Origin of the sequence: Bradyrhizobium erythrophlei (genome assembly GCF_900142985.1) — a bacterium.
GTDB lineage: Bacteria > Pseudomonadota > Alphaproteobacteria > Rhizobiales > Xanthobacteraceae > Bradyrhizobium > Bradyrhizobium erythrophlei_B.
In genome coordinates this window covers 4,027,106-4,050,772 of record NZ_LT670849.1, presented here as the reverse complement: position 1 = coordinate 4,050,772, position 23,667 = coordinate 4,027,106, and the positions used below count along the sequence as shown (strand labels likewise).

Sequence of the window (23,667 nt, the reverse complement as noted above, 5' to 3'; positions counted from 1 at the left end):
TCCCTTCCCCTTGCGGGGAGGGTGGCTCATCGTGAGCGCAGGCGAACGATGAGTCGGGTGGGCTGCGCCTCTTTAAGGATCAAGAGCCCCACCCTGGCCTTCGCTGCGCTTCGGCCTTCCCTCCCCACGCTGCGCGGGGGAGGGATAAGAAGATAGCTACGCCGCCTTCGTCCTGGCGTCGCGGATCGCTTCCCAGACCTTCATCGGCGAGATCGGGGTCTGGATCGAGGTAATGCCGAGATCGGCGAGCGCATCCATCACGCCATTGGCGATACACGGCGGGCCACCGATCGCGCCGGACTCGCCGCAACCTTTGGCGCCGAGCGGATTTGTGCGGCAGGGCGCCGAACCATCCAGCGTGACTTCGATCGACGGCACGTCGTCGGCACGCGGGATACAGTAATCCTGATAGCTCGCGGTGATCAATTGGCCTTCGTTGCTGTAGGTCACGCCCTCATAGAGCGCCTGACCGATGCCTTGTGCGACGCCGCCATGCACCTGCCCCGTCACCAGCATCGGATTGATGGCGACACCGACATCGTCCACCGTCGTATAACGTACCACGCGCGTCACGCCGGTCTCCGGATCGATCTCGACCTCGCAGATATGCGTGCCGTTCGGCCAGCTCGGGCCGTCGGTCTGACCTTCGCTGTCGACCGAGAGCCGCGCGCCCGATTCCTTTTTAGCGATGTCGAACAGGCTGACATGCTTGTCGGTGCCGACCACCGTCAGCCTACCGTCGCGATATTCGATATCCTCGACGGAGGCTTCCAGCACCTGCGATGCCTTTTCACGGGCTTTGGTGATCAGGTCGGCAGCCGAGACGACTGCGGCCGTGCCGCCGACGAACAGCGAGCGCGAGCCGACGCTGCCGAAACCGATCGCAAGATCGGTGTTGCCCTGCACCACATCGACCTTGTCGATGGAGACGCCGAGCGCTTCCGCGATCATCTGCGCGAATGAAGTCTGCAAGCCCTGCCCCATCGCCTGCGTGCCGGCATGAAGCACGATGCGCCCATCGGCGGTCGCGTGCAGTGAGACCTTTTCGTTGTGCACAGTGCCGCCGGTCCATTCGATATAGCTGGTGAGGCCACGGCCATAGAGCAGGCCTTTTTTCCTGGCGGCTTTCTTGCGGGCGGCGAAGCCATCCCAGTCGGCAAGCTTGGTAGCGCGCTCCAGCATATGCGCGAAGGCGCCGGAATCGTACACCTGGCCAACGGCGTTGGTGTAAGGCATCTGCGCCGGCTTGACGTAGTTCGCTTTTCGGATCGCGCGGGGGTCGATCTTCAACTGCCGCGCGGCCGCATCCATCAGCCGCTCGACGACGAACACGGCCTCGGGGCGGCCGGCGCCGCGATAAGCGGCCACAGGCGCGGTGTGGGTCATCACTGCCTTGAGGTCGTAATGCACCAGCGGCAGATCATAGACGCCGGTCTGCACGAAGGGTCCGAGGATCAGCGGGATCAACGCGCCGGTGCCGGAGATGTAGGCGCCGGTGCCGCCAACGGATCGCACGCGGAACGCCTGCACACGGCCTTTGCCATCGAGCGCAAATTCAGCCGTAGTGGTCAGGTCGCGGCCATGGGTGCCACCCAGAAAATCGTCCGAGCGTTCGCCGCGCCAGCGCACTTTCTTGTTCAGCTTGACGGCGGCGTAAGCCACCATCCCGTCTTCCGGATAGAGGTTGGTTTTATGGCCGAAGCCGCCGCCGATATCGCCGACCAGAACCTGGATGCTTTCTTTTGGCCGCTTCAGCACGGCTTCCGCAAGGATGTCACGGGTCGAGGCCGGCGTCTGCGACTGCACATGCAGGATCAGGCGGCCGGTCTTCTTGTCGACTTCGGCAATGGCCGAACGTGGCTCCATCGCGCAAGGCACGAGGCGTTGATTGACGAGATCGAGCGAAACGACATGCTCGGCCTTGGCGAAGACCGCTTCGACCGCCGCCGCGTCGCCATAGCTCATGCGGGCCACGACATTGTCGGGTACTTCAGACCACACGAGCGGCGCGCCCGGCTCGGCCGCCGCCAGCGGATCGACCACCGAGGGTAGTTCTTCATATTCGACCACGATCGCCTCGGCAGCGCTCTGCGCAGCGTAACGTGAGGTCGCAACCACCGCGGCAACGGTCTCGCCGACATAGCGCACCAGATCACGGGCCAGCAGCCGGCGCGGCGGCACCGTCATCGGCGAGCCGTCGGGCCGCGGGAAAATCAGCAGCGTCGGCAGCGTGCCGATGTCCTCGGCGATCAGATCAGCGCCGGTATAGATGGCCTCCACGCCCGGCATCGCGCGGGCGGCCTTGGTATCGATCGAAACGATCCTGGCGTGCGCATGCGGCGAGCGCAGCATATAGAGCCACAGCGCGCCCTCTTCCGGCTTGTCGTCGATGAACTGACCCTTGCCGGTCAACAGCCGCTGGTCTTCCAGACGCTTGGGCGACTTGCCTGCACCGAAACGTAGATTGCCGGGAAGAATGTTCATCGTACTTTCCTTGAGGTTTTGTCTGGGCGGTAATGTAAATAGTGTGGCGACACTGACGTTCCTTGCGGTTTCGCGGCTACATCTTCCAAGGAACGTCAGTGTCAAAGCCACACACTATCAATATAATGTTTGCTAGTGTCCCTTTGGTTCTGACATTCGTAAAAACACCCGCCGCGACAGGATACGAATGTCAGAACCGGGACACTAGCGACAGGCAAGGAACAGGCCAAGCCCTTCCCGGTCATTCCGGGGCGCGAGTGCAACGAGCGAACCCGGAATCCATGGCACCGCGCGAATGCTGGGAGGAATGGATTCCGGGTTCAGCCCTCGCGGGCTGCCCCGGAATGACGGTGGTGAGTTGGGCACGACACGCGCCTTACCCCACTTCCCGCAGCACCGCCTCGACCGCCTTGCGCTCGTCGGCCGAAAGCGCCTTCTGGGGTCGGACGGGATCGCCGACGTCATAGCGCTGGATCGAAAGCGCCGCCTTGATGCAGGCCGCGAGGTTATAACGGGCGAAGGCCTCGTTGACCCGCCACAATTTGCGCTGGAGTGTGAGCGCCTCGTCCCAGCGCTTGGCCTTGCAGAGATCATAAAGCGCAACGCTCTGGCGTGGAATGATGCAGGCCGGCCCCGCCATCCAGCCCACACCGCCGATCAGCATCACCGCAGCCGGAATATGGGCGGACGCCGAAAACACGCGGATGGAATCGCCGCAGCGATTCATGATCGACAGCAGCCGCCCGGTATTGGTGGAAGCGTCCTTGATGTACTGGATGCGCGGATGGGCCGCCAGACGCTGAATACAATCGAGCGACAGGTCCGAGCGCTGGAATTGCGGATTGGTATAGATGACAACAGGAATGTCGACCGCATCCGCAATGGCGCGGAAGTAGGATTCGACCTGCGCATCCGAAAGCGGAAAATATGCCTCCAGGATCGCCAGAATGCCGGTGGCGCCAAGTTTTTGATACGCCTTGGCCTGTGTCACGGCATCCATGGTCGAAGTCGAGGCGACGCCGGCCACGACCGGCACGCGGCCATCAGCGGCCTCGATCGTGGTCTCTACCACGGCGAGCCGCTGGGCGTTGTTGAGATAGGCGAACTCGCCGGTAGAACCGAGCGGCGTCAGCCCATGGACGCCGGACGCGATGAGGTCGCCGCAGAGGCGCGCCAGCACATCGCGGCGAATCGTGCCGTCGGCATCGACGGGCGAGACCAGATAGGGAAATACGCCGCGGAAATCGGTCATGGCAGGGATTTCTAGAAGATGCGGCCTTCCGAAGCAATCACGACGGCTGCGACCAGGCCGATGCCGCTTGCAGCTTCAGCATGACGAAATCGAGCAGCAGGCCGACGCCGAGCATGGTCAGGATATAGGCGAACACGGTCGGACTTTCGAAGAAGCGTTGCGAATACATCAGCGTCGCGCCCATTCCGCCGCCGCCACTGACCATCTCCGCCGTAAAGGTCGTGATCAGCGACACCGGCAGCGCAACGCGCAACGCGGCGAAGATCCGCGGCCACGCCGCCGGCAGCACGATGCGGAACAATACACCGGCGTTCGACGTCCCCATCGACGTGGCCGACCAGATCAGGACCCGGTTGACGCCGGTCGCCGCCGCAAAACTTCCGATCAGGATCGGAAAGACGCAGGCGAACGCGACCAGCAGGATTTTCGAGAGGCTGTAAATGCCGAACCAGAGAATGAAGATCGGCAGGAACGCGATCTTCGGCGATGGGAACGCGAGCGCGATCACGGGGTCGAACAGCCAGTGCAGAAATCGATTGCGCGCCATCGCGATTCCGAGCGGCACGCCGATCGCAGTCGCCAGACAAAGCCCGACCGCCGCGCGCGACAGGCTGACGGAAAGATCAAGCGGCAACGAGCCGTCGGCACAGACGGACCACCATTCGGCAATGACCTTCGTGAACGGCGGCAGGAACAAAGCCGACGCCAGGCCGGCTCGGGCGGCGGCTTCCCAGATCACGACGATCACGAGCACCGAGGTCATCGAACGGATGAAAAGACCGCGTTGGGTTACGGCCTTGGCCGTCATCGCCCTGTTCATGAGGATCCTCGGGACGATTCATGCCAGCGGAGGCTTTTTGCCGTCAGCATCAGCAGCAGACGATCGGCCAGAAATGCGACGACCACCACGCAGGCAATCGCGGCGAACATGTAATCGTAGGCGCCGTTCTCGCCGTACATGAAGATCAGTTTGCCGATGCCGTTGGTTGACGCAATCATCTCCGAGGAGATCGCCAGCACAAAGGAAAATCCGAGCGCGACGCGAAGGCCGGCGAAAATATCCGGCAGCGCGTGTGGCAGGTAGACCCGCCATAACATCGCGCGCGGCTGTGTGCCGAATGCTTCCGCGCCCCAGACCAGGACGCGCGGCGTGGACGAGACGCCCTGCGCCGTGTTGACGACCATCGGCAACAGGCACGCCAGAAACACCGCACAGACGGTGGTCACCGTGCCGATCCCGAACCACAGGATGAAGAGCGGGATCAGCGCCGACTTCGGCAATGAATAGGTGCCGCCGACAACAGGCGCGGCATAGGCGCGAAACACCGGCGAGCGCGCCATCATCAGGCCGAGCCAGATGCCGGCGATCGAACCGAGCGTGAGTCCAAGACCCGCGCGCCATAGCGTGATGAAGATATTGTCCCTGATCTCCCGCCCCGTCAGCAAATCATAGGCGGCGGCGCCGATGCGCGCCGGCGACGGCAAAAAGGCAGGATCGACGATGCTCAAGGAGCTGGCCGCTTGCCAGATCAGGCCGATCAGCAGCAGCGGCAACACCCGCCCGAGGGGTGACGACAGCTTTGAGGCGCGGTCAGTTTCCATGCGCCATCTTCTCGGCCGTTGATGGAATGGATTTGACATTCGCTACCAGCGAAACCACGGACTCGTATGCGAATGTCAAATCCAAAACTCCATCAAAAACGTATGATGTTAGCGGCCCCTTTGACTCTAACATTCGCAAAAGTGCCTGCCAAACCGGGATGCGAATGTTAGAGTTGGGCCGCTAATGCCTGCTTCCGTACCGAAATCCAGACCTCGTTGCGCACCTTGTTGAAGGCATCCGACGTGAAGAGCTGTTCGCGCGGGATGGTGCGATCGAGGTCGATGGTGAACTCCTCGACGATCTTGCCCGGCCGCGCCGACATCACGCAGATGCGGTTGGAGAGATAGACCGCCTCGCTGACATCGTGGGTGATCATCAGCACGGTCTTGCGGGTCTCGAGCCAGATCCGCAACAGCTCATCCTGCATGACCTCGCGGGTCTGCGCATCCAGCGCCCCGAAGGGCTCGTCGAGCAGCAGGATGGACGGATCGCAGGCCAGCGTTCGTGCGATCGCAACGCGCTGCTTCATGCCGCCGGAAAGCTCGCGCGGGTAGCGGTCTTCAAATCCGTTGAGGCCGATCACGCCGATCAAGCGGTCGGTGATGCGTGCACGTTCGTCGGCGGGCAACCCACCACGCTCAAGCCCGTAGAGAATGTTGTTACGCACCGTGAGCCAAGGAAACAGCGCATATTCCTGAAACACCACGCCGCGATCGATGCCGGGTCCCGCGATGGCCTTGCCATCGACCAGGACTTCGCCAGCCGCGGGAAGAAAGCCGCCGACGACATAAAGCAGCGTGCTCTTGCCGCAGCCGGACGGCCCGACGATGGAGACGAACTCGCCTGTCTTGATCGAGAGGTTGACGGTCTGAAGCGCCTGTACCGCCTGTCGGTCGCCGGGATAAGTTTTGGAAACCCCCTTGATATCGACCTTGGGGAGATCCGGCATCACAATGCGCACGGTTTCGGCAGCAGACTGACGTTGAGATACTTTGAGGCGTCGATGCGGCGATCGATCAGCTTTTCCTCAAACATCGCATCGAGCGGCTTCTGGATGGTCTGCGCCGTTACGCAGGCATTGGGATCGCGATAATAGTCGCGGCCGGTCGCGAAGTAGGAATTCAGCACGTCCTTTGACGACTTGGTGAAGTCCGACACGAGCTGGATTGCCTTCTCGCGGTTGGCGGGATCGTAGAACCAGCCGATGCCGTCGACATAGTCGGCCAGGAAAGCCTTCACCGCTTCGGGATGCTCTTTCAGGAACGCATTGGTCGTGACCTGGAAGATCACCGAGGACGGACCGAACGCATCGCCGCCGGTGAAGACCGGCCGCAGGTCACCCTTCGGGCTCTCCATCGCCAGGAACGGAATCACCAGCACGCCGCAATCGATGCGCTTCTCGCGGATGGCGGAGGCGATATTCGGGAAGGCGATTTCGACGATCTCGACATCGCGCCGCGGATCGATGTTGTTTTTCTTCAGCACCACGCGCAGCGCCAGATCGACGGCGGAGGCAAACGCGTTGATGCCGATCTTCTTGCCCTTGAGGTCGGCGATGGTCTTGATGGCCGAGTCCTTCAACACCATGAAGCTGTTGGTCGCGTTGCCGGGATGGCCATCCTGGTAATTGTCCGAGATGATGGTCAGCCCATTCGGCACCGCGTCCTTGACGATGATGGTGGCAAAGGCCGGCCCGGACAACGTGGCGAGGTCCGCCTGCCCCGCCGCGAGCAGTGCCGCTGCCTCGGGCGTGCCGCGCGTGAACGTCATGTCGAGCGTGTAGGCCTTGCCGTAGTTCTTCAGGACGTTCTGCCTGACGTAGTCGAGGAAGATGATCGTCTCCATCTCGTTCGGACCAATGCCGCCGCCGGTCGCATAACGGATATTGGGCACCGCGGCGAACGCGGTGCGCGACACGAACGGCGCCGACAACGCAGCGCCGGCGGCGCCCCGCATGACGGCACGGCGGGACATGGAGAACGACGATGGCATCTGGTTTCCTCTCATCGGCCAAACGAAATTAGCAAAGCCGAAATGGCAAAAGCCGAAATGGCAAAAACAACGGCCGTAACATCAGGCAAATCTCATGCCTTGAGAAGAGCCATTATGCTGAAGGCCAGCCGCTATGCCCTCAGGATCGCCATCGCCTCGATTTCGACGACGAGGTCGGGATGTGACAGCCGACGCACCTCAACGGTTGTGCTCGCGGGCAGGCCAACGCCGAGATAGTTGTGCCTGACATCGACGTGCTTGAAGAACTCGTCGATGTCCGTCACGAAGGTTGTCGTCTTGACCAGATCGCCGAGCGTCGCGCCGGCGGCCTCCAGCGCATTCTTCAGGTTTTCGCCGACCTGCTTGATCTGCGCGCGCATGTCCTTCGGACCGACGATCTGGCCATCCTTGTCGCGCGCCAGCTGGCCGGAGACGAACACCAGTCTTTCACCGGAAGCGACGACGACATGGGAATAGAGCACATGGCCGCCGACGGCGCGCTTGAACAACTTGTCGGGCTGGATTTTTTCGATTGTCATATTTGAGCGGCTTTCGCGAGGGGATGCCCGTCAAGGCAGGCAAGGCAGGCAAGGCAGGCAAGGCAGGCAAGGCAGGCAACTCTTGCCAAAGGTCAGGCAAAGAGCAACCCCGGAAAACCGCATAGAAATAATTCAAAATTCTAATGGATGCGTGCGTGAAGCTATGCCGGCAAATTAGGCCGGGCGGCAACCTGTGGTATAGATTGAAGTGAACTTCGTGTTTTATTTGGAATACAGCAATGCCGGACGATGATGCCAGTCGACTACCAGTCATCGAGGTCGCGATCGAGCCGAAGACGAAGGCCGATCAGCAAAAGCTCGGTGAGGCGCTTGCCAAGCTCGCCGCGGAAGACCCGTCATTTGTCGTATCGACTGACGGCGAGTCCGGTCAGACCATTTTGAAAGGAACGAGCGAAGAGCATCTCGACGCGAAAGTCGGTTTCCTGAAACGCGATGGAATAAACGCCAATATCGGCGCGCCGCAGGTCGCGTTCCGCGAACGCATCACCCAGCGTGTCGAGCATAGTTACACTCACAAGAAGCAGACCGGCCGCACTGGCCAGTTCGCGTCGGTCACGCTCATCGTCGAACCGAACGAGTCCGGCAAAGGCTACGAATTCGAAACGAAGATCGTGGGCGACGCGGTGCCGAAGGAATATATCCCCGGTATCGAAAAGGGCCTGGAGAGCGTGCTGTCGTCCGGCGTGGTCGCCGGCTTTCCCGTATTCGACGTCAAGGTGCAGCTGATCGACGGCAAGTACCACGACGTCGACTCGTCGGCGCTGGCTTTCGAGATCGCGGCTCGTGCCTGCTTCCGCGAAGCCTTGCAGAAGGGCAAGCCAGTCCTGCTCGAGCCAATCATGAAAGTGGAAGTGGTGACGCCGACGGATTGCGCCGGGGCAGTCATTCGCGATCTGCGGTTACGACGGAGTCAAATAACCGGGCAGGATACGCGTAGCGATGTCGTAGTCGTCCACGCGATGGTGCCGCTCATGAACATGTTCGGTTACGCCAGTCCGTTACGCGAGAATTCGAGTGGCCGCGCCACATTCACGATGCGGTTCGATCATTACGCGGAAGCGCCGCCCAACGTTAGTGGACCGGATGACCCGCCATTTGGGCCGGCCATCGGCATGCGCGCCTGAGGCGCTGCTGCGAAAAACTTACGCGGCGTTAAGCATCGGCCAGGTGGTGGTCTGGACCATCCAGCTCTGCAACGGGCTCACGCCCGTTTCGCGCTGGCCGAAATAGGCCTCGAGCTCGGCCAAAGCGCGGCGTTCCCACTCAAGCGCCTGCTCCAGCAGCGAGAGCCGCTGAAGCGGACGGAACGACGCCGTCTGACGATACAACGACGCCGTGGCGCGATATCGCCGCACGTTTTCCAGAATGGCCATCCCGCTCATCGACTGTCTCCCCGAAACTTCCCGGCCAGAATTTCCTGATGGGAGCAACTTTGGCGGCGACGGGTTTTCAATTGCTTACGGGCTTAAGTAAACGACTCTCACGGTTTGCAAAATGTTGACGGCATGAGCGGCCGCGCATGCGTGTCCGCCCCTTGCCCCCTGACAGGCGGACCGGATAGCATCCGCCCGCCCCAAAATAAGGGCCAAGGCAGTTTTCACGGGAGGAAAATCATGAAAATCACAAACCGGCTCTGGCGATTTCTGCTGATGCCGCTGGCGCTCGCCGGCATGCTGAGCATCACGTCGGCGGCCGAGCTCAACTCAGCCGCTGTGATTTACAAGCTGCCGGACCAGATTCCCTGGGGCCCGGTCGATGCGCGCGGGGCGCAACAGGCCGTGGTGGTTGGCGATCCCTCTAAACCGGGATTTTACATGGTCTATACCAAATGGACCAAGGGCACCCATTTCAGCCGGCCTCACTTCCACCCGAACGACCGCTACATCGTCGTGCTGCAAGGCACCTGGTGGGTCGGCACGGGGCCGCATTTCGATCCCGCCAACACGACCCCGCTGCCCGCCGGCAGCTTCGTGACCCATTTCGGCAAGCAAGTGCATTGGGACGGCGCCAAGGATGAGGACGCCGTGCTCCTGATCCAGGGCGAAGGTCCGGCGACCTCGACATATGTGAAGGAAGAGTAACCGTCGCTCGAACCGGCCGGGTTACGCCATGCGCTGGCTGAAGTTTACGGCTAACCAGACCTCATCCTGGGGGATCGTCGAAGGCGACCGCGTGATCGCGGTCGACGGCGATCCGTTCGGCGAATGGCAGCGCACGCCGCGAACGCATGCGCTCGCCGAGGTCAAGATCGAGCTGCCGGTTATCCCACGCACCTTCTATTGCGTGGGACTGAACTATCTCAAGCATCTCAAGGAAGCCGCCAACAAGCGCGGCGAGGTGCCGAACGTGCCGGATCGGCCGGAAGTCGGCTATCGCGCCCAGAACGCGCTGATCGCGCATGACGAGAACGTGATCATCCCGGCCAATGCGACCGAGCAGATTCACTACGAAGGCGAGCTTGTCGTGGTGATCGGCAAGAAAGCCAAGCATCTCACCGAGGCGAACGCGATGGATTGCGTGTTCGGCTACACCATCGGCAACGACGTCAGCGAGCGGAGCTGGCAGAAGGCCGACCGGGGCCTGTGGCGCTCGAAAAACGCCGACACCTTCAAGCCGATGGGCCCCTGGATCGAGACCTCCGCCGATCTCGACAAGATGGAAACCATCGTGCGGCTGAACGGCAAGGAGAGCAATCGTTTCCACACCAACGACATGCTGTTCGGGGTCAAGGCATTCATCGTCGAGATGACGAAGTATTTCACGCTATGGCCCGGCGATGTGATCTGGATGGGAACAGACGGCGCATCGCCGAACATCAAGGCGGGTGACGTTGTCGAGATCGAGATCACCGGCATCGGCACGCTGCGCAACAAATTCGTCGCCGAGAAGTAGTGCGATGACCCGCCATTCGACGGCGCATCATTTCCTCCAAGGTCTCGTCGACCTCGGCATCGACTACATCTTCGCCAATCTCGGCACCGACCACGTCTCGCTGATCGAGGCGATGGCCGAGTGGGATCGCGACGGGCGCAAGCATCCGGAAGTGATCCTGTGTCCGCACGAGGTGGTCGCGGTGCACATGGCCGCCGGCTACGCGCTGGCCACGGGAAAAGCGCAGGCCGTGTTCGTGCATGTCGATGCCGGCACGGCGAATGCCTGCATGGCGATCCAGAACCTGTTTCGCTATCGCCTGCCGGTCCTGCTGTTCGCCGGACGCGCGCCGTTCACGCTGCACGGCGAGTTGCCGGGATCGCGCGACACCTACGTGCATTTCGTGCAGGACCCTTACGATATCGCAAGCATCGTCCGCCCTTACGCGAAATGGGAATACTCGCTGCCGTCCGGCATCGTGGTGAAAGAGGCGCTGGCGCGGGCGCATGCCTTCGCGCAAAGCGATCCGCCCGGGCCGGTCTACATGATGCTGCCGCGCGAGACGCTCGCCGAAGAATGGGATGATGCGGCGATGCCCGCCTATCCGCCGGCGCGCTATGGCAGCGTGCAGGCGGGCGGCATCGAGCCCGCGCGGGTCGAGGCGATTGCAGATGCGCTGATGGCTGCAACGAATCCGATCGCCGTCACCGCCTATCTCGGGCGTAAGGCGCAGGCCGTGGCGGCGCTCGAACGCCTGGCGCAGCTTTGCGGGATTCGTGTCGCGGAGTTCAATTCGATCGACCTCAACATCTCGCAGGACTCGCCCTGCTTTGCCGGCTTCGATCCGGTGCCGCTGATGGAAGGTGCCGATCTCGGCCTGCTGCTCGATTCCGACGTGCCATTCGTGCCGCAATATGCCAAGCGCGCGGACGCCATCAAATGGATCCAGATCGATATCGATCCGCTGAAAGCGGATTTTCCGATGTGGGGCTTTCCGACCGACCTGCGCATCCAGGGCGATTGCGCCACGATACTCCAGCAAGTCTGCGAGGCGATCGAAGCCAAGGCCGACAGCGCCTTTCGCCAACGCGTCGCGGCGAGGATCGCAAGCTGGAGCGGCGCGCGCGAGGCGATGAACAAGCGCCGGGCGGAAGCAAGGGCCAATATCGGCACGTCCGGCGCGCTTACGCCCGCCTTTCTATTTGCGACGCTGAACGATAAAATCTCGCAGGACGATATCCTCGTCAACGAAGCGATCCGTAACGCACCGATCCTGCAAGAGCACATCAGGCGCACCAGGCCCCGCAGCTATGTCGGGCTTGCCGGCGGCGGCCTCGGGTTTTCCGGCGGCATGGCGCTCGGGCTGAAGCTCGCCGAACCCAACCGCCGCATCGTGCAGGTGATCGGCGACGGCGGATTTCATTTCTCCTCGCCCGACAGCGTCTACGCCGTCGCGCAACAGTATCGTGTGCCGATCTTCACGATCGTGCTCGACAATGGCGGCTGGCAGGCGGTGAAATCGGCCGTGCAGCGCGTCTACCCCAAGGGCGTGGCCGCGGCGACCGATCAGTTTCAATCACGGCTGACGTCAGGCCGTCAGGGCGAGCGGCGGGATTTTTCGGGCGTCGCGAAAGCCTTCGGCGCGCATGGCGAGCACGTCACCGAACCGGAGGACCTTGCAGCCGCAATCGATCGTTGTCTCGCCGCGCTCGACGACGGCCAGGCCGCGGTGCTCCATGTCCAGATCACCCGGTTATGACGACATGATGATTTTTTGTCGGAACATCGCGATCATTGCCTGCCTCGGACTAGCGCTTTCAACTTCTGCAGACGCGCAGGAAGACCCATCAAAATATCCAACACGGGCGATTCATATCGTCGTCGGCTTCACGCCGGGCGGCGGCAACGACCTGATCGCGCGCATCGTTGGACAGAAGCTGTCGGAAAGCCTGGGTCAGGCCGTCGTCATCGATAACAAGCCGGGCGGCGGCGCGATCGTTGCCACCGAATATGTCGCGAAGTCGGCACCGGACGGCTATACGCTGCTGATCGGTGCCAGCGGCGCGATGGCGATCAATCCCGCGGTTTATGCCAGGCTGGGCTACGATCCGGTGAAGGATTTCATTCCGATCACCGAACTCGGCTCGTTCCCGCTGATCCTGATCGTCAATGCGACGTCGCCGATCAAGTCCGTGGCTGATCTGATCACTTTTGCCAAGGCGCATCCGAAGGAGGCGAATTATTCGTCATCCTCCGCCGCGTTTCAGCTGGTCACCGAATTGTTCAAGCAGAAGACCGGCGCGCCGATGCAGGAGATCCCCTACAAGGGCGCCAACGACTCGGTGATGGCGGTGATTTCCGGCCAGGTGACCGCGACGATTGCCGACGCCGGCCCCGTGTCGGGCCAGGTCAAGGGCGGCCAGGTGCGCGCGCTTGCGGTGACCTCGCCGACCCGCGCGGCAGACCTGCCCGACGTGCCGACCATGAAGGAAGCCGGCACCGACGTCGATGCGGTGTTGTGGAGCGGCATTTTCGCACCGAGGCAGACGCCGCCTGCGATCGTGAAGAAGTTGGAGGCCGAACTGACGCGGATCATCAGGGAGCCCGACGTCGCGGCCCGGCTGAAGCCGCTCGGCATTCAGCCGGTCGGCAACTCCTCGGAAGAATTTGCGCGAATCCTGGCCGCCGACATCGCGCGATGGACCGAAGTCGCACGCGCCGGAAATATCAAGATCGAACAGTGACGGTCCGCGGCGCGGCCATGTTGACCAGCGCCGAGACGGCGATCGCCACCGCCGCGTTGAGGATCAGCGCGCCCAGCCCGACGTAGAACACGTAGCTGGTGTCGCCCAACTGGAGCGTGGCGAGCGGCTTCAAGCCGTTGCTCCACGCCGTCCAGGTTCCCCACAGCGTGCCGACGGCCCAGCCGAGCAACAGTCCGGATGCACGCAGCCGGCGCGTGAACAGGCCAAACACCAGCGCCGGGAAGGTTTGCAAGATCCACAGGCCGCCGAGCAATTGCAGATCGAGCGCATATTGCGTCGGCAGGAAGGTGATGAAGGCGAGCGCGCCGACCTTGACCACGAGAGACGCGATCTTGGCAACCGACGCTTCGCCGGCGTGGCTGATATCCGGATTGACGTAGGACTTCCAGATATTGCGCGTGAAGAGATTAGCTGCGCCGATGCTCATCACCGCGGCCGGCACCAGCGCACCGATCGCGATGGCCGAAAACGCAAAGCCGGCAAACCAGGATGGGAACAGGGTCTTGAACAACATCGGCACGACGTCGTTGTTCGAGGCCACCTTGATGTTGGCGGCGTAGGCCATGTAGCCGAGCAGCGCGATCAAGCCAAGCAGAAGCGTATAGGCCGGCAACAGCACCGCGTTCTTGCGGATCGTATCGGCAGACTTGGAGGCGAAGATGCCGGTCAGCGTATGCGGATACATGAAGGCGGCAAACGCCGAGCCGAGCGCAAGGCTCGCATAGGGCAACATCTGCGACGGCTTCAGCATCAGGCCGGTGGCGCCGCCCTTGGCGGCAAAGGCGTCGTTGGCGGCGGAAAACACCGCGGCATAGCCGCCGAGCTTCATCGGCACCACGACGACTGCGACCAGCACCACGATATAGATCATGATGTCCTTGACGAAGGCGATCAAAGCCGGCGCCCGGAGACCCGAGCTATAGGTATAGAGCGCCAGAATGACGAAGGCCGCGACGATCGGCAGTTCGCCGGTCAGGCCGATCGCCTTGATCACGACGCCCATGCCGATCAGCTGCAAGGCGATGTAGGGCATGGTCGCGACAATGCCGGTGACCGCAACCGCGAGCTCGAGCGCGCGCGAACTATAGGCGTCCTGGACCACGTCGGCTGCGGTCACATGCCCCTTGGCATGCGCCACCTTCCAGAGCAGCGGCATCACCGCGAAAACGAAGGGATAGACCACGATCGTATAGGGAAGTGCAAAGAAGCCATACGCGCCGACCGCATAAACCAGCGCCGGAACGGCGATCACGGTATAGGCAGTGTAGAAATCGCCGCCGACCAGAAACCAGGTGATCCAGGTGCCGAACTGACGTCCGCCCAGGCCCCACTCGTCGAGGTGCTCGGTCGTCGCGCCGGATTTCCAGCGCGCCGCGAAGAAACCCATCACGGTCACGAGGGCAAAGAAGAATACGAAGATGACGAGTGCGGTCCAATCGATATCTGCGGACATGGCGGGCCTTGGTTGACTTGAAGGGCGCGGCTTGAGGGGCGCGGATTCTTACGGCGTTTCGTCGTCGGGCTTTTGCGAGCGATACACGATCCAGATCAGAAGCGAGCAGATCGGCACCCAGGCGAGCTGGTACCAGTAGAAGAAGGGAAAGCCGAACAGCGCCGGCTCCTGGAAATTGTAGAAGGGCACCCACAACAGACCGACGAACGGCAACAGCAACAGCACCCACATGACGGGCATCCTCTCATAATCGGCTTCGCAGGCTTGAGCGGCCGAAGCCGGCCATCTTTTTTGCTGTCTACGACCGGATCGGTGTGCCGTCCAGCATTTTGCGTTGCCGCATTGCAGCGATGACGTCTGATCAACACGACAGCGCCGCGGAGGATTACCTCCGCGGCGCTGATGTCAGTTGGATCTAGACTAAAGCGCTAGATACGCAGTTTACTTCACGATCTCCGCGCCGACCTTGCAGATGGCCGCATCCTGATCGCCGGTGCCGCCGCTGCAGCCGATCGCGCCGATCAGCTTGCCGCCCTCAACGAGCGGGAATCCGCCCGGGCTTGCCGTCAACGTCGGATCGAGGGTGCCAGCAAAGTTATGACCGGTCTCGTAGGCGTTAAAGAACACGCGGGTTTCGCGGCGGAAGCGCGCAGCGGTGCGAGCCTTGTTGGTCGAGATCGCGCCGGAAGCAATCTGGGCGCCTTCCATTCGTTCGAACAGCACCTGCTCGCCGTTGGTGTCGACGATGGCGATGTTCATTTTCCAGTTGCGCTTCTTGGCTTCGGCCTCGGCCGCCGCCATCACCTGCTTGGCCTTCTCGAGACCGATCGATTGGCCATAGGGAATATCGAACGGCATCGCATCGGGCGTGCCGCCAGCCGACGGCATCGCCGGCGGAGCTGCCGGTGCGGGCGCCGGAGCCTGCGCGAGTGCCTGCGAAGAGATCGTCACGGCGGCAAACGCCGCCAACGCCAGAGTAATGGTCGAACGCATTATGTACTCTCCTTGTTGAAGTTTACTTCCCGGTAGTTCGTTAAAAATAACGTAGCTTCACATCGGCGGCGTCAAACCGTCCTTGCCGTAGGTGACGCGCGGCGTCTGCCAGGTTCCGTCAGCGCCCTTCTTCGCGGCGCCCACGAAGATCTTGGTGCCAGGCTTCAGATCGGCCTTGTCGCCGATCACATAAGTGACGACCTGGGTCTCCGGCGTCACCAGCACCTTCTTCTCACCGTCCTTGTATTTCACGGTCAACACCGGCCCGTCGACACCGCCAACCGTCTGCTCGACATTGGCGTTGGTCATCTTGGTGTTGGGCCTGAGGTCCCAGTCATAGTGGCCTTCGCCGGTGCCACGCATCGATTCCGGGAAGATGTGCACTTCGATCGCCTTCTGGCTTCCGTCGGGCTGGGTCATGCCGGTGGCGCCGACGAACTGACCCGGCTTGATGTCGGCCATCGTCGATTTGACGATCGCAACATAGAGCTGGGGATCGGTGACGGTGAGCTTCATTTCCGCGCCGTCGCGATTTTTGACGACATAGGTTGCGCCGTCGACGCCCTCGATCGTGCCGCGGATGCGCATCGTTTCCTGCGCCGACGCCGGCAGAGCGAAACAGGCCGTCACAAAAATCGCAGCAGCGAGCATGCGCTGGAGCGTACTGAACATGGGGATCCTCCATGGGGTCTGAATGGATGGCAGAACACGAGTGTGGCGACGAAGACCGTTCGGGCCAAGTGCCTGAAAGGCGCGTTCTCTGCAACCCCCGCGAGGCTGGAATATTCCTTAACGGGGTTACGGGCGCACCGATCATTGCAGTGCAATAGGGCTCGGCGTTGTCCTACTCGACCTTGATTCCTGCCTCGCTGATGACGCGGCGCCAGCGTTCTTCCTCATCGTGAAAATATCGGTCGAGCGCTTCCGGTGGCAGTGCAACTGTCACGAGCCCTTCATTGATGCTGAGTTTCCTGAAAGCCTCTGACTGTGCGGCCGAGGCTGCCGACATATTGAGCCGATCGATCACGTCCCTGGGCGTGCCCGCCGGCGCAAACAGCCCGTACCAGCTTTCAGCCGCGTAACCGGGCACCCCGGCCTCGGCGACCGTCGGCAATTGCGGGAAGGCCGGCGAGCGCTCCACTGAGGTGACGGCGATCGCGCGCAACTGTCCGCTTTCGACCAGCGGCGCGGCGCTTGCCACTGTCGTAAACATGACGTCGATCTGGCCGCCGATCAGGTCGGTGATCCCAGGCGCTGCCCCCTTGTAAGGCACGGCGGTCAGATTGACCTTGGCCATGTCCTTGAACAGCTCGCCGGCCAGATGCGCCGACGTGCCGGGACCGAACGTGCCGAACGTCAGCTTGCCGGGATTGGCCTTGGCGGCAGCGATCAGATCCTCGATCGACCGAACGGGGGACTTCGGGTTGACCACGACGATATTGAAGGAGCGCGCCACCAGCGCCACGGCGGCAAAATCCTTGTGCGGATCGTAAGGTAGTTTCGCGTTCAGGCTGGGGTTGACCGCATTCGCGAAGGTTCCCATCAACAGCGTGTAGCCATCCGGCTTGCTCGTGGCCACGGCCTGCGTCCCGACGATGGTCCCTGCCCCCGGCTTGTTCTCGATCAGGATGGACTTGCCGAGGTCCTTCTCCATTTCGTGCGCAAGCGTGCGCGAAACCGCGTCGGTGCCGCCTCCGGGTGCGAACGGCACCACGATCCTGACCATTCGTTCCGGGTAGATCGCCAGCGCGGGCCGCCCTGAAAGGGCCGCCAGCAGCAACGCAACTGCGAGCACGAGCCGCCAAAATGGCGACGAGCGGGTCAGCGCAGAGCCCATGGGTATTTGCCTCCGTCGGAGCTTTTGTGCAGCTTAACAGATCTAACCATTCGGCGTGCCATGCATCGGGCGGCGTCCCGTTATGACGAGAGAAACCACGCACGAATGTGGACGGCGGAAGCCTCCATGAAATAGTCTCCGCCGCAACGAAAAACGCGCGAAAAGTTCTTGGGAGGAATTCATGAAGCGTTGGCTGTTCGTCTTGCCGCTATTGATCGGATCACAGACTTTCGCCCAGCAGGCGGTGCCGACGATCAATTTCGAGTCTGTGTCCAATCCGTTGAAGCTGCCGACCAATATGTATTTCGGCGAGGTGTCAGGCGTCGCGGTCAACTCCAAGGGGCACGTGTTCGCGCTGTCGCGCGGCAACACGACGGGGCCGGCCTACGCCGCCGCGGCCACGCAGCTTCTGGAATTCGACAAGGACGGAAAATTCATCCGCGAGATCGGCAAGAACCTCTACGCCTGGTCGTTTGCCCACACCGTGAAGGTCGATCCCCAGGACAATATCTGGGTGACCGACAAGGGCTCGGACATGGTGATCAAGTTCGACACCGAGGGCCGCGTGCTGATGGTGTTCGGCCGCAAGCAGGAAGCCTCCGACGACGGCACCGAGCCATTGAAGCATCCGAAGCCGCCGCTGCCGCCGGATGACGGCCGTTTCCGCCAGGTGACGGATGTCGCCTGGGACAAGGCCGGCGATACCTTCATCAGCGACGGCTACATCAATTCGCGCGTCGCCAAGGTGGACAAGGACGGCAACTGGCTGAAGTCATGGGGCGAGCCGGGCAACGGACCGGGCCAGCTCAACACGCCGCATTCGATCGCAACCGATGCGAACGACAATGTGTATGTCGCCGACCGCGGCAATCACCGCATCCAGGTGTTCGACAAGGACGGCAAATTCCAGCGCCAGATCGTGATCGACGTGCCGGTGCCACCGGATGCGAAACCCGCGATCGGAAAAATTCCCGACGAAGCGACGATGGCCAAGGGCACCTTCGCGCCGGGCTCGCCCTGGTCGCTCTGCATCACGCCGCCGCCGCACCAGGTGCTCTATAGCTCCGACGCCTGGCCCGGCCGTGTCTACAAGCTGAGCCTCGACGGCAAGGTACTCGGCGTGCTCGGCCAGTCCGGCAAGCAGCTCAAGCAGTTCGGCTGGATTCACGCGATGGCGTGCCCGTCGGAAAACGTGCTCTATGTCGCCGAGCTCCTGAACTGGCGCGTTCAGAAGCTGATCCTCAAACCGTAAGCCGGCGATGACCGGAATTGTGGAGGAAGCATGAACATCAGAGCCGCATGCGCCGCTATCCTGGCGTTGACCTTGTTCGGTGGCGTGTGCTCGCAAGCGCATGCCCAAAGCCAGGCGAAAGTCGCCCGCAGCGAGAAATTGCCCAACGTGCCGGGCAAGAGCGTGACGGCGGTCGTCGTCACGTTTCCGCCGGGGGCCAAATCGCCTCCCCATCACCATGCCGGCAGCGTGCTGGTCTATGTGCTGTCGGGCGAAGTTCGCTCGGAGAATTCTGCCACGGGTCCGGCCAAGGTCTACAAGGCAGGCGAGACCTTCTTCGAGCCGGCCGGCAGCGCCCACCTCGTCAGCGAGAATGTCAGCGCCACGGAGCCCGCGACCATCCTTGCGGTGTTCATCGCGGACGATGGCGCGACGCTTACGACCATCGATCACTAGCGATTGGCGACCAATGATGATCGGCCGCTACTCGCCGGTTGAGCGCGCGAAGTCGATATAGATTTCGCGCAGGCGCTGCGCCGTCGGGCCGGGCTTGCCATCGGCAACGGTCTTGCCGTCGATCTTCACCACCGGCTGCACAAAGGACGAGGCGCTGGTGATGAAGGCTTCCTTGGCCTTCAGCGCCTCCTCGATCGTGAAGGCGCGTTCCTCGACGCGGAGTTGACGCTCTTCGGCGAGCTTGACCACCGCCTTGCGGGTACAGCCCGGCAGGATCGCCGACGAATTCTCGCGGGTCACCAGCACGTCGTCCTTGGTCAGGATGAACGCCGAGGACGAACCGCCCTCGGTCACCTTGCCGTCTTCGATCATCCAGGCCTCACCGGCGCCGGCTTCGGCCGCGGCCTGCTTGGCGAGCACCTGCGCGAGCAACGCCACGCTCTTGATATCGCGCCGCGCCCAACGGATATCCGGCACGGTAATGACGCCGATGCCGGTCTTGGCGGAAGCCGCATTCACGATGTCCTTCACCGACGTGAACATCATCAGGGTCGGCTTGACGCCTTTCGGAAACGCGAAGTCGCGCCCGACGTCGGCGCCGCGGGTGACCTGGATATAGACGAGGCCGTCCTTGAGCCCATTGCGGGTAATCAGCTCGCGCTGGATTTCCTTGATGCGCGCGATCGTCTCCGGCAGCGGCAGCTTGATCTCGCCGACCGAGCGCTCCAGACGGGCAAGGTGCGAGTCGTTGTCGACCAGCTTGCCGTCGAGCACCGCCGAGACCTCGTAGATGCCGTCGGCGAACAAAAAGCCGCGATCCAGAACCGAAACCTTGGCTTCGCTGAGCGGCACGAAGTCACCGTTGACGTAAGCGATCGGGGTCAAACCAGTTCTCCTGAGGTGCGGGAAATCAGCCCAGCGACATATACGCAAAATGCGGCCGCGGATAAACCCTTCCGGAAAGCATATCGGTATAACCTGGTGTTATTCCGTCGTCGCCTGCGACAAGACAATCCGGCCTTCTTCTGATTGCTTCGCCGGCGACGACGCCTTAGTGCGACAGGATCTTCGATAAAAACTTCTGTGCACGATCGCTGCGAGGCTTGCCGAAGAAATCGTCCTTGAGCGCGTCTTCGACGATTTCGCCCTGGTCCATGAAGATGACGCGGTTGGCTACCTTGCGGGCAAAACCCATTTCGTGGGTCACGACCATCATGGTCATGCCGTCGCGCGCCAGATCGACCATGACGTCGAGCACCTCGCTGATCATTTCGGGGTCGAGCGCCGACGTCGGCTCGTCGAACAGCATCGCGATCGGGTCCATGGCGAGCGCACGTGCGATCGCCACGCGCTGTTGCTGGCCTCCGGACAATTCGGCCGGATATTTCTGCGCCTGAATCTTGAGGCCGACGCGATCGAGAAGCTTCGAGGCTTTGGCCACGGCTTCGGCATGCGGCCGGCCCAACACCTTTTCCTGCGCGAGACAGAGATTGTCGATGATGCGCAAGTGCGGAAACAGCTCGAAGTGCTGAAACACCATGCCAACCCGCGCGCGCAGTTTCGGCAAATCGGTTTTGGGATCGCCGACCGAGATGCCGTCAACCGTGATCTTGCCGCCCTGGAACGGCTCGAGCGCGTTGACGCACTTGATCAGCGTCGATTTACCCGACCCCGACGGGCCGCAGACCACGACCACCTCGCCCTTGGCGACGCTGGTGGTGCAGTCTTTCAGCGCCTGAAAGGCCGTGCCATACCATTTGTCGACGTGACTGATCTCGATCATTTTTGGCCTCAGTTATCGGACGATAGCGATGCGCGCCTGGAGACGGCGGACGCCAAACGATGCAACGCTCGAAACAAGGAAATAGACGACGGCCGCGAACAGATACATCTCGACCAGCCGGCCGTCGCGCTGCGCGACCTTGCTGGCGGCGCCGAGGAAATCCGGGATCGACAACACATAGACCAGCGAGGTGTCCTGAAACAGCACGATGGTCTGGGTCAGCAGAACCGGCAACATGTTGCGGAACGCCTGCGGCAGCACGACGTAACGCATGGTCTGTCCGTAAGTCAGGCCAAGCGCGGAGGCCGCCGCCGGCTGGCCCTTCGAGATCGACTGGATGCCGGCGCGCATGATCTCTGCGAAATACGCCGCCTCGAACAGTGTGAAGGTGATGAGCGAGGAAGCGAACGCACCGACGCGCACCGGCCGTGAAGATCCGGTCAGCCACTGCCCGATATAGGGCACGAGGAAGTAGAACCAGAAGATCACCAGCACCAGCGGCAGCGAGCGCATCAGGTCGACGTAAAGCTGGGCGAAGCGCGACAGAAACCACAGGCCGGACAGGCGCATCATCGCAATCAATGTGCCGAAGATGATGCCGCCGCAGGTCGCCAGCGCCGTCAGCGTCAGTGTAAAGGTCATGCCGTCGAGGAACAGATAACTCAGCGAGCGGCGGATGACGTCGAAATCGAAATTGCCCAGCATGCGCTATTTCCCGGTGATGTAGCCGGGGATCGCCACGCCGCGTTCGACGAGATGCATGACGATGACGACAACGATATTGATGAGCAGGTAAAGTACGGTTGCGGCGGTGAAGGCCTCGAACACCTGAAACGAGAATTCCTGCATCGCGCGCGCTTCGGCTGTCAGTTCGATCAACCCGATGGTGAGCGCGACCGACGTGTTCTTGATCGTCGAGAGAAATTCCGACGTCAGTGGCGGCAGGATGATGCGAAACGAGATCGGCAACAGCACGTAGCGATAGACTTGCGATGTCGTCAGGCCGAGCGCCGTGGCAGCGTTTTTCTGTCCGCGCGGCAGCGAGTTGATGCCGGCGCGGGTCTGTTCGGCGACGCGCGCCGACATGAACAGGCCCGTGCCGATCGCAGCCGTGTAGAACGGCGCGTTCGGCAATTGCTTCAGCCATAGCCCCCAGGAGGCGGGCAAGAGTTCCGGCAGCACGAAGAACCAGAGGAAGAGCTGAACCAGCAGCGGCATGTTGCGGAAGAATTCGACGTAGCAGAAGCCGAACAGATTGGCGACCTTCGACGGCAGCGTGCGCATCACGCCGACGATGGTGCCGGTCGCAAGTGCAATCACCCAGGCCGCAAGCGCAGTGACGATCGTCACCTCAAGCCCGGACAACAGCATGTCGAGGTAGGTGCCGGTGCCGTTCGGCGACGGCTCGAAGAACACGTGCCAGTTCCAGTGATAGTTCAAGCCCGCACCCTCACATGGCCTTGTAGGAATCCGGATCCGGCGAGTCGGTCGGCTTGGCAAACGCCTTCTTCAACTCCGGCCCCATCGGCACGTTGAGGTTCAGCCCCTTGGGCGGGATCCTCTCGAGGAACCATTTTGCGTAAAGCCTCTCGCCTTCAGCACTCTGATAGAGCGCCGCGGTGGCTTCGTCCGCCACCTTCTTGAACGCCGGATCGTCCTTGCGCAGCATGATGCCATAAGGCTCGGGCTTGGAGAAAGCGTCGGTCGAGATCACGTAGGCGTCCGGATCTTTCGCGCCGGCAGCGAAGCTCGCCAAAAGGATATCATCGAGCACGGCCGCCACCGCCCGGTCGGTCTCCACCATCAGGAAGGATTCCGCATGCTCCTTGGCCGGCACGATATTGATGCCGAGATTGCGCGCGGCATTGGTCTCGGTGAGCTGCCTGATGTTGGTGGTGCCGGAGGTGGACGCAACCGTCTTGCCCTTAAGGTCCTCGATCGAATTCAGCTTGCTCGATTTCTTCGAGATGAATCGCGTCGCCGTGAGGAAATGCGTGTTGGTGAAGGCGACCTGCTTCAGCCGGTCGGGATTATTGGTGGTCGAGCCGCATTCGACGTCGATGGTGCCGTTGGCGAGCAAGGGAATTCGTCCCGAGGACGTCACGGGATTGAATTCAACATTCAGTCTGTCGAGCTTCAGCTCTTTTTTCACCGCATCCACGATCTTCATGCAGATGTCGATCGCAAAACCGACCGGCTTCTGGTTGTCGTCGAGATAGGAAAAGGGAATCGAGGAATCGCGATAGCCGATATTGATGACGCCGGTGTCCTTGATCTTTTTCAGCGTACCGTTGAGTTCTTCAGCACCCGCTGCGCCCGCACCGAACACGACGGCCAGCGCAAGCCCCGCCACACGCAGGCATTTAGTTCGCATCTCTCTTACTCCA

General features: G+C 61.8%; 24 protein-coding genes and 1 pseudogene. 7 read left to right on the top strand and 18 right to left on the bottom strand.

Annotation, left to right across the window (positions count from 1 at the left end; all coding sequences use genetic code 11):
* Window positions 1-156: 156 nt before the first annotated feature.
* From BUA38_RS18925 to BUA38_RS18895, 7 genes are all read right to left on the bottom strand, one after another.
* The gene (locus tag BUA38_RS18925; protein ID WP_072820117.1) at window positions 157-2,484 is read right to left on the bottom strand and encodes a xanthine dehydrogenase family protein molybdopterin-binding subunit; all 2,328 of its coding nucleotides are present in this window, start codon (window positions 2,482-2,484) and stop codon (window positions 157-159) included.
* 376 nt (window positions 2,485-2,860) lie between these two features.
* The gene (locus BUA38_RS18920) at window positions 2,861-3,736 is read right to left on the bottom strand and encodes a dihydrodipicolinate synthase family protein (RefSeq protein ID WP_072820115.1); all 876 of its coding nucleotides are present in this window, start codon (window positions 3,734-3,736) and stop codon (window positions 2,861-2,863) included.
* Window positions 3,737-3,773: 37 nt separating this feature from the next.
* Window positions 3,774-4,556, bottom strand: coding sequence for an ABC transporter permease (locus BUA38_RS18915; protein WP_072820113.1), 783 nt, complete (start codon window positions 4,554-4,556; stop codon window positions 3,774-3,776).
* Window positions 4,553-5,338 (bottom strand): ABC transporter permease, encoded by a 786-nt coding sequence (locus BUA38_RS18910; RefSeq protein WP_072820108.1) that lies wholly within the window; start codon window positions 5,336-5,338, stop codon window positions 4,553-4,555. The genes BUA38_RS18915 and BUA38_RS18910 overlap by 4 nt, the downstream gene beginning before the upstream one ends.
* Before the next feature lie 167 nt (window positions 5,339-5,505).
* On the bottom strand, window positions 5,506-6,288 hold the full coding sequence (locus tag BUA38_RS18905) for an ABC transporter ATP-binding protein (protein ID WP_072820106.1): 783 nt from the start codon (window positions 6,286-6,288) through the stop codon (window positions 5,506-5,508).
* Entirely contained in the window at window positions 6,288-7,331 is a 1,044-nt protein-coding gene (locus tag BUA38_RS18900) for an ABC transporter substrate-binding protein (protein WP_172806047.1), read from the bottom strand. Before BUA38_RS18900 ends, BUA38_RS18905 begins: the two co-directional genes overlap by 1 nt.
* A 131-nt stretch (window positions 7,332-7,462) precedes the next feature.
* Window positions 7,463-7,870 carry a RidA family protein gene (locus BUA38_RS18895; protein WP_072820097.1) on the bottom strand — a complete coding sequence of 136 codons (408 nt, stop codon included), beginning with the start codon at window positions 7,868-7,870 and terminating at the stop codon, window positions 7,463-7,465.
* A gap of 266 nt (window positions 7,871-8,136) precedes the next feature.
* On the opposite strand from BUA38_RS18895, the pseudogene fusA reads away from it, so the two are divergent.
* Window positions 8,137-9,015: pseudogene (gene fusA, locus BUA38_RS18890) on the top strand (elongation factor G); the annotation flags it as partial.
* 18 nt (window positions 9,016-9,033) lie between these two features.
* Here fusA and BUA38_RS18885 read toward each other — a convergent pair.
* Entirely contained in the window at window positions 9,034-9,273 is a 240-nt protein-coding gene (locus BUA38_RS18885) for a hypothetical protein (RefSeq protein WP_072820092.1), read from the bottom strand.
* Between the two features lie 231 nt (window positions 9,274-9,504).
* Between BUA38_RS18885 and BUA38_RS18880 the strand changes: the two genes are divergently transcribed.
* Genes BUA38_RS18880 through BUA38_RS18865 form a run of 4 tightly spaced genes read left to right on the top strand, consistent with a single transcriptional unit; the run spans window position 9,505 to window position 13,506 of the window.
* Window positions 9,505-9,972: a cupin domain-containing protein gene (locus BUA38_RS18880; RefSeq protein ID WP_072820090.1), complete on the top strand. Its 468-nt coding sequence runs from the start codon at window positions 9,505-9,507 to the stop codon at window positions 9,970-9,972.
* 28 nt (window positions 9,973-10,000) lie between these two features.
* Window positions 10,001-10,783: a fumarylacetoacetate hydrolase family protein gene (locus BUA38_RS18875; RefSeq protein ID WP_072820088.1), complete on the top strand. Its 783-nt coding sequence runs from the start codon at window positions 10,001-10,003 to the stop codon at window positions 10,781-10,783.
* A 4-nt stretch (window positions 10,784-10,787) separates the two neighbouring features.
* Window positions 10,788-12,521, top strand: a complete 1,734-nt coding sequence (locus tag BUA38_RS18870; protein ID WP_072820086.1) for a thiamine pyrophosphate-requiring protein — start codon at window positions 10,788-10,790, stop codon at window positions 12,519-12,521.
* Entirely contained in the window at window positions 12,499-13,506 is a 1,008-nt protein-coding gene (locus BUA38_RS18865; protein WP_172806046.1) for a Bug family tripartite tricarboxylate transporter substrate binding protein, read from the top strand. Before BUA38_RS18870 ends, BUA38_RS18865 begins: the two co-directional genes overlap by 23 nt.
* On the opposite strand, the gene mctP is transcribed toward BUA38_RS18865, so the two are convergent.
* The 5 genes from mctP to BUA38_RS18840 form a co-directional block, all read right to left on the bottom strand.
* A complete protein-coding gene (mctP, locus tag BUA38_RS18860; protein WP_072820084.1) occupies window positions 13,490-14,980 on the bottom strand; it encodes a monocarboxylate uptake permease MctP in 1,491 nt (496 codons plus the stop codon). The two genes, BUA38_RS18865 and mctP, sit on opposite strands and share 17 nt — an antisense overlap.
* Before the next feature lie 48 nt (window positions 14,981-15,028).
* Window positions 15,029-15,211 (bottom strand): DUF3311 domain-containing protein, encoded by a 183-nt coding sequence (locus BUA38_RS18855; protein WP_072826233.1) that lies wholly within the window; start codon window positions 15,209-15,211, stop codon window positions 15,029-15,031.
* A 210-nt stretch (window positions 15,212-15,421) separates the two neighbouring features.
* Window positions 15,422-15,973 carry a GlcG/HbpS family heme-binding protein gene (locus BUA38_RS18850; RefSeq protein ID WP_072820082.1) on the bottom strand — a complete coding sequence of 184 codons (552 nt, stop codon included), beginning with the start codon at window positions 15,971-15,973 and terminating at the stop codon, window positions 15,422-15,424.
* A gap of 57 nt (window positions 15,974-16,030) precedes the next feature.
* Complete coding sequence (locus BUA38_RS18845; RefSeq protein WP_072820080.1) at window positions 16,031-16,645, bottom strand: hypothetical protein; 615 nt, start codon at window positions 16,643-16,645, stop codon at window positions 16,031-16,033.
* Window positions 16,646-16,817: 172 nt separating this feature from the next.
* Entirely contained in the window at window positions 16,818-17,810 is a 993-nt protein-coding gene (locus tag BUA38_RS18840; protein WP_072820078.1) for a tripartite tricarboxylate transporter substrate binding protein, read from the bottom strand.
* Window positions 17,811-17,991: 181 nt separating this feature from the next.
* On the opposite strand from BUA38_RS18840, the gene BUA38_RS18835 reads away from it, so the two are divergent.
* Together BUA38_RS18835 and BUA38_RS18830 are read left to right on the top strand one after the other, a co-directional pair.
* Window positions 17,992-19,062 (top strand): peptidyl-alpha-hydroxyglycine alpha-amidating lyase family protein, encoded by a 1,071-nt coding sequence (locus BUA38_RS18835; protein WP_072820077.1) that lies wholly within the window; start codon window positions 17,992-17,994, stop codon window positions 19,060-19,062.
* Between the two features lie 30 nt (window positions 19,063-19,092).
* The gene (locus tag BUA38_RS18830) at window positions 19,093-19,497 is read left to right on the top strand and encodes a cupin domain-containing protein (RefSeq protein WP_083587645.1); all 405 of its coding nucleotides are present in this window, start codon (window positions 19,093-19,095) and stop codon (window positions 19,495-19,497) included.
* Window positions 19,498-19,524: 27 nt separating this feature from the next.
* On the opposite strand, the gene BUA38_RS18825 is transcribed toward BUA38_RS18830, so the two are convergent.
* The 5 genes from BUA38_RS18825 to BUA38_RS18805 all read right to left on the bottom strand — a co-directional run bounded on the left by BUA38_RS18825 (window position 19,525) and on the right by BUA38_RS18805 (window position 23,654).
* The gene (locus tag BUA38_RS18825; protein ID WP_072820075.1) at window positions 19,525-20,382 is read right to left on the bottom strand and encodes a D-amino-acid transaminase; all 858 of its coding nucleotides are present in this window, start codon (window positions 20,380-20,382) and stop codon (window positions 19,525-19,527) included.
* A 166-nt stretch (window positions 20,383-20,548) separates the two neighbouring features.
* On the bottom strand, window positions 20,549-21,280 hold the full coding sequence (locus tag BUA38_RS18820; protein ID WP_072820073.1) for an amino acid ABC transporter ATP-binding protein: 732 nt from the start codon (window positions 21,278-21,280) through the stop codon (window positions 20,549-20,551).
* A 12-nt stretch (window positions 21,281-21,292) separates the two neighbouring features.
* Window positions 21,293-21,985 (bottom strand): amino acid ABC transporter permease, encoded by a 693-nt coding sequence (locus tag BUA38_RS18815; RefSeq protein WP_072820071.1) that lies wholly within the window; start codon window positions 21,983-21,985, stop codon window positions 21,293-21,295.
* 3 nt (window positions 21,986-21,988) lie between these two features.
* Window positions 21,989-22,720, bottom strand: coding sequence for an amino acid ABC transporter permease (locus BUA38_RS18810; RefSeq protein ID WP_072820069.1), 732 nt, complete (start codon window positions 22,718-22,720; stop codon window positions 21,989-21,991).
* A 10-nt stretch (window positions 22,721-22,730) separates the two neighbouring features.
* Window positions 22,731-23,654, bottom strand: coding sequence for an amino acid ABC transporter substrate-binding protein (locus BUA38_RS18805; RefSeq protein WP_072820067.1), 924 nt, complete (start codon window positions 23,652-23,654; stop codon window positions 22,731-22,733).
* Window positions 23,655-23,667 lie beyond the last annotated feature (13 nt).

Coding starts and splice junctions, on each gene's coding strand:
- BUA38_RS18805 (WP_072820067.1), bottom strand. CDS start 23,654: ATGCGAACTAAATGCCTGCGTGTGGCGGGGCTTGCGCTGGCCGTCGTG.
- BUA38_RS18835 (WP_072820077.1), top strand. CDS start 17,992: ATGAAGCGTTGGCTGTTCGTCTTGCCGCTATTGATCGGATCACAGACT.
- BUA38_RS18885 (WP_072820092.1), bottom strand. CDS start 9,273: ATGAGCGGGATGGCCATTCTGGAAAACGTGCGGCGATATCGCGCCACG.
- BUA38_RS18905 (WP_072820106.1), bottom strand. CDS start 6,288: ATGCCGGATCTCCCCAAGGTCGATATCAAGGGGGTTTCCAAAACTTAT.
- BUA38_RS18900 (WP_172806047.1), bottom strand. CDS start 7,331: ATGCCATCGTCGTTCTCCATGTCCCGCCGTGCCGTCATGCGGGGCGCC.
- BUA38_RS18815 (WP_072820071.1), bottom strand. CDS start 21,985: ATGCTGGGCAATTTCGATTTCGACGTCATCCGCCGCTCGCTGAGTTAT.
- BUA38_RS18840 (WP_072820078.1), bottom strand. CDS start 17,810: ATGGGCTCTGCGCTGACCCGCTCGTCGCCATTTTGGCGGCTCGTGCTC.
- BUA38_RS18845 (WP_072820080.1), bottom strand. CDS start 16,645: ATGTTCAGTACGCTCCAGCGCATGCTCGCTGCTGCGATTTTTGTGACG.
- BUA38_RS18895 (WP_072820097.1), bottom strand. CDS start 7,870: ATGACAATCGAAAAAATCCAGCCCGACAAGTTGTTCAAGCGCGCCGTC.
- BUA38_RS18820 (WP_072820073.1), bottom strand. CDS start 21,280: ATGATCGAGATCAGTCACGTCGACAAATGGTATGGCACGGCCTTTCAG.
- mctP (WP_072820084.1), bottom strand. CDS start 14,980: ATGTCCGCAGATATCGATTGGACCGCACTCGTCATCTTCGTATTCTTC.
- BUA38_RS18915 (WP_072820113.1), bottom strand. CDS start 4,556: ATGAACAGGGCGATGACGGCCAAGGCCGTAACCCAACGCGGTCTTTTC.
- BUA38_RS18875 (WP_072820088.1), top strand. CDS start 10,001: ATGCGCTGGCTGAAGTTTACGGCTAACCAGACCTCATCCTGGGGGATC.
- BUA38_RS18855 (WP_072826233.1), bottom strand. CDS start 15,211: ATGTGGGTGCTGTTGCTGTTGCCGTTCGTCGGTCTGTTGTGGGTGCCC.
- BUA38_RS18870 (WP_072820086.1), top strand. CDS start 10,788: ATGACCCGCCATTCGACGGCGCATCATTTCCTCCAAGGTCTCGTCGAC.
- BUA38_RS18880 (WP_072820090.1), top strand. CDS start 9,505: ATGAAAATCACAAACCGGCTCTGGCGATTTCTGCTGATGCCGCTGGCG.
- BUA38_RS18850 (WP_072820082.1), bottom strand. CDS start 15,973: ATGCGTTCGACCATTACTCTGGCGTTGGCGGCGTTTGCCGCCGTGACG.
- BUA38_RS18920 (WP_072820115.1), bottom strand. CDS start 3,736: ATGACCGATTTCCGCGGCGTATTTCCCTATCTGGTCTCGCCCGTCGAT.
- BUA38_RS18925 (WP_072820117.1), bottom strand. CDS start 2,484: ATGAACATTCTTCCCGGCAATCTACGTTTCGGTGCAGGCAAGTCGCCC.
- BUA38_RS18830 (WP_083587645.1), top strand. CDS start 19,093: ATGAACATCAGAGCCGCATGCGCCGCTATCCTGGCGTTGACCTTGTTC.
- BUA38_RS18865 (WP_172806046.1), top strand. CDS start 12,499: ATGTCCAGATCACCCGGTTATGACGACATGATGATTTTTTGTCGGAAC.
- BUA38_RS18910 (WP_072820108.1), bottom strand. CDS start 5,338: ATGGAAACTGACCGCGCCTCAAAGCTGTCGTCACCCCTCGGGCGGGTG.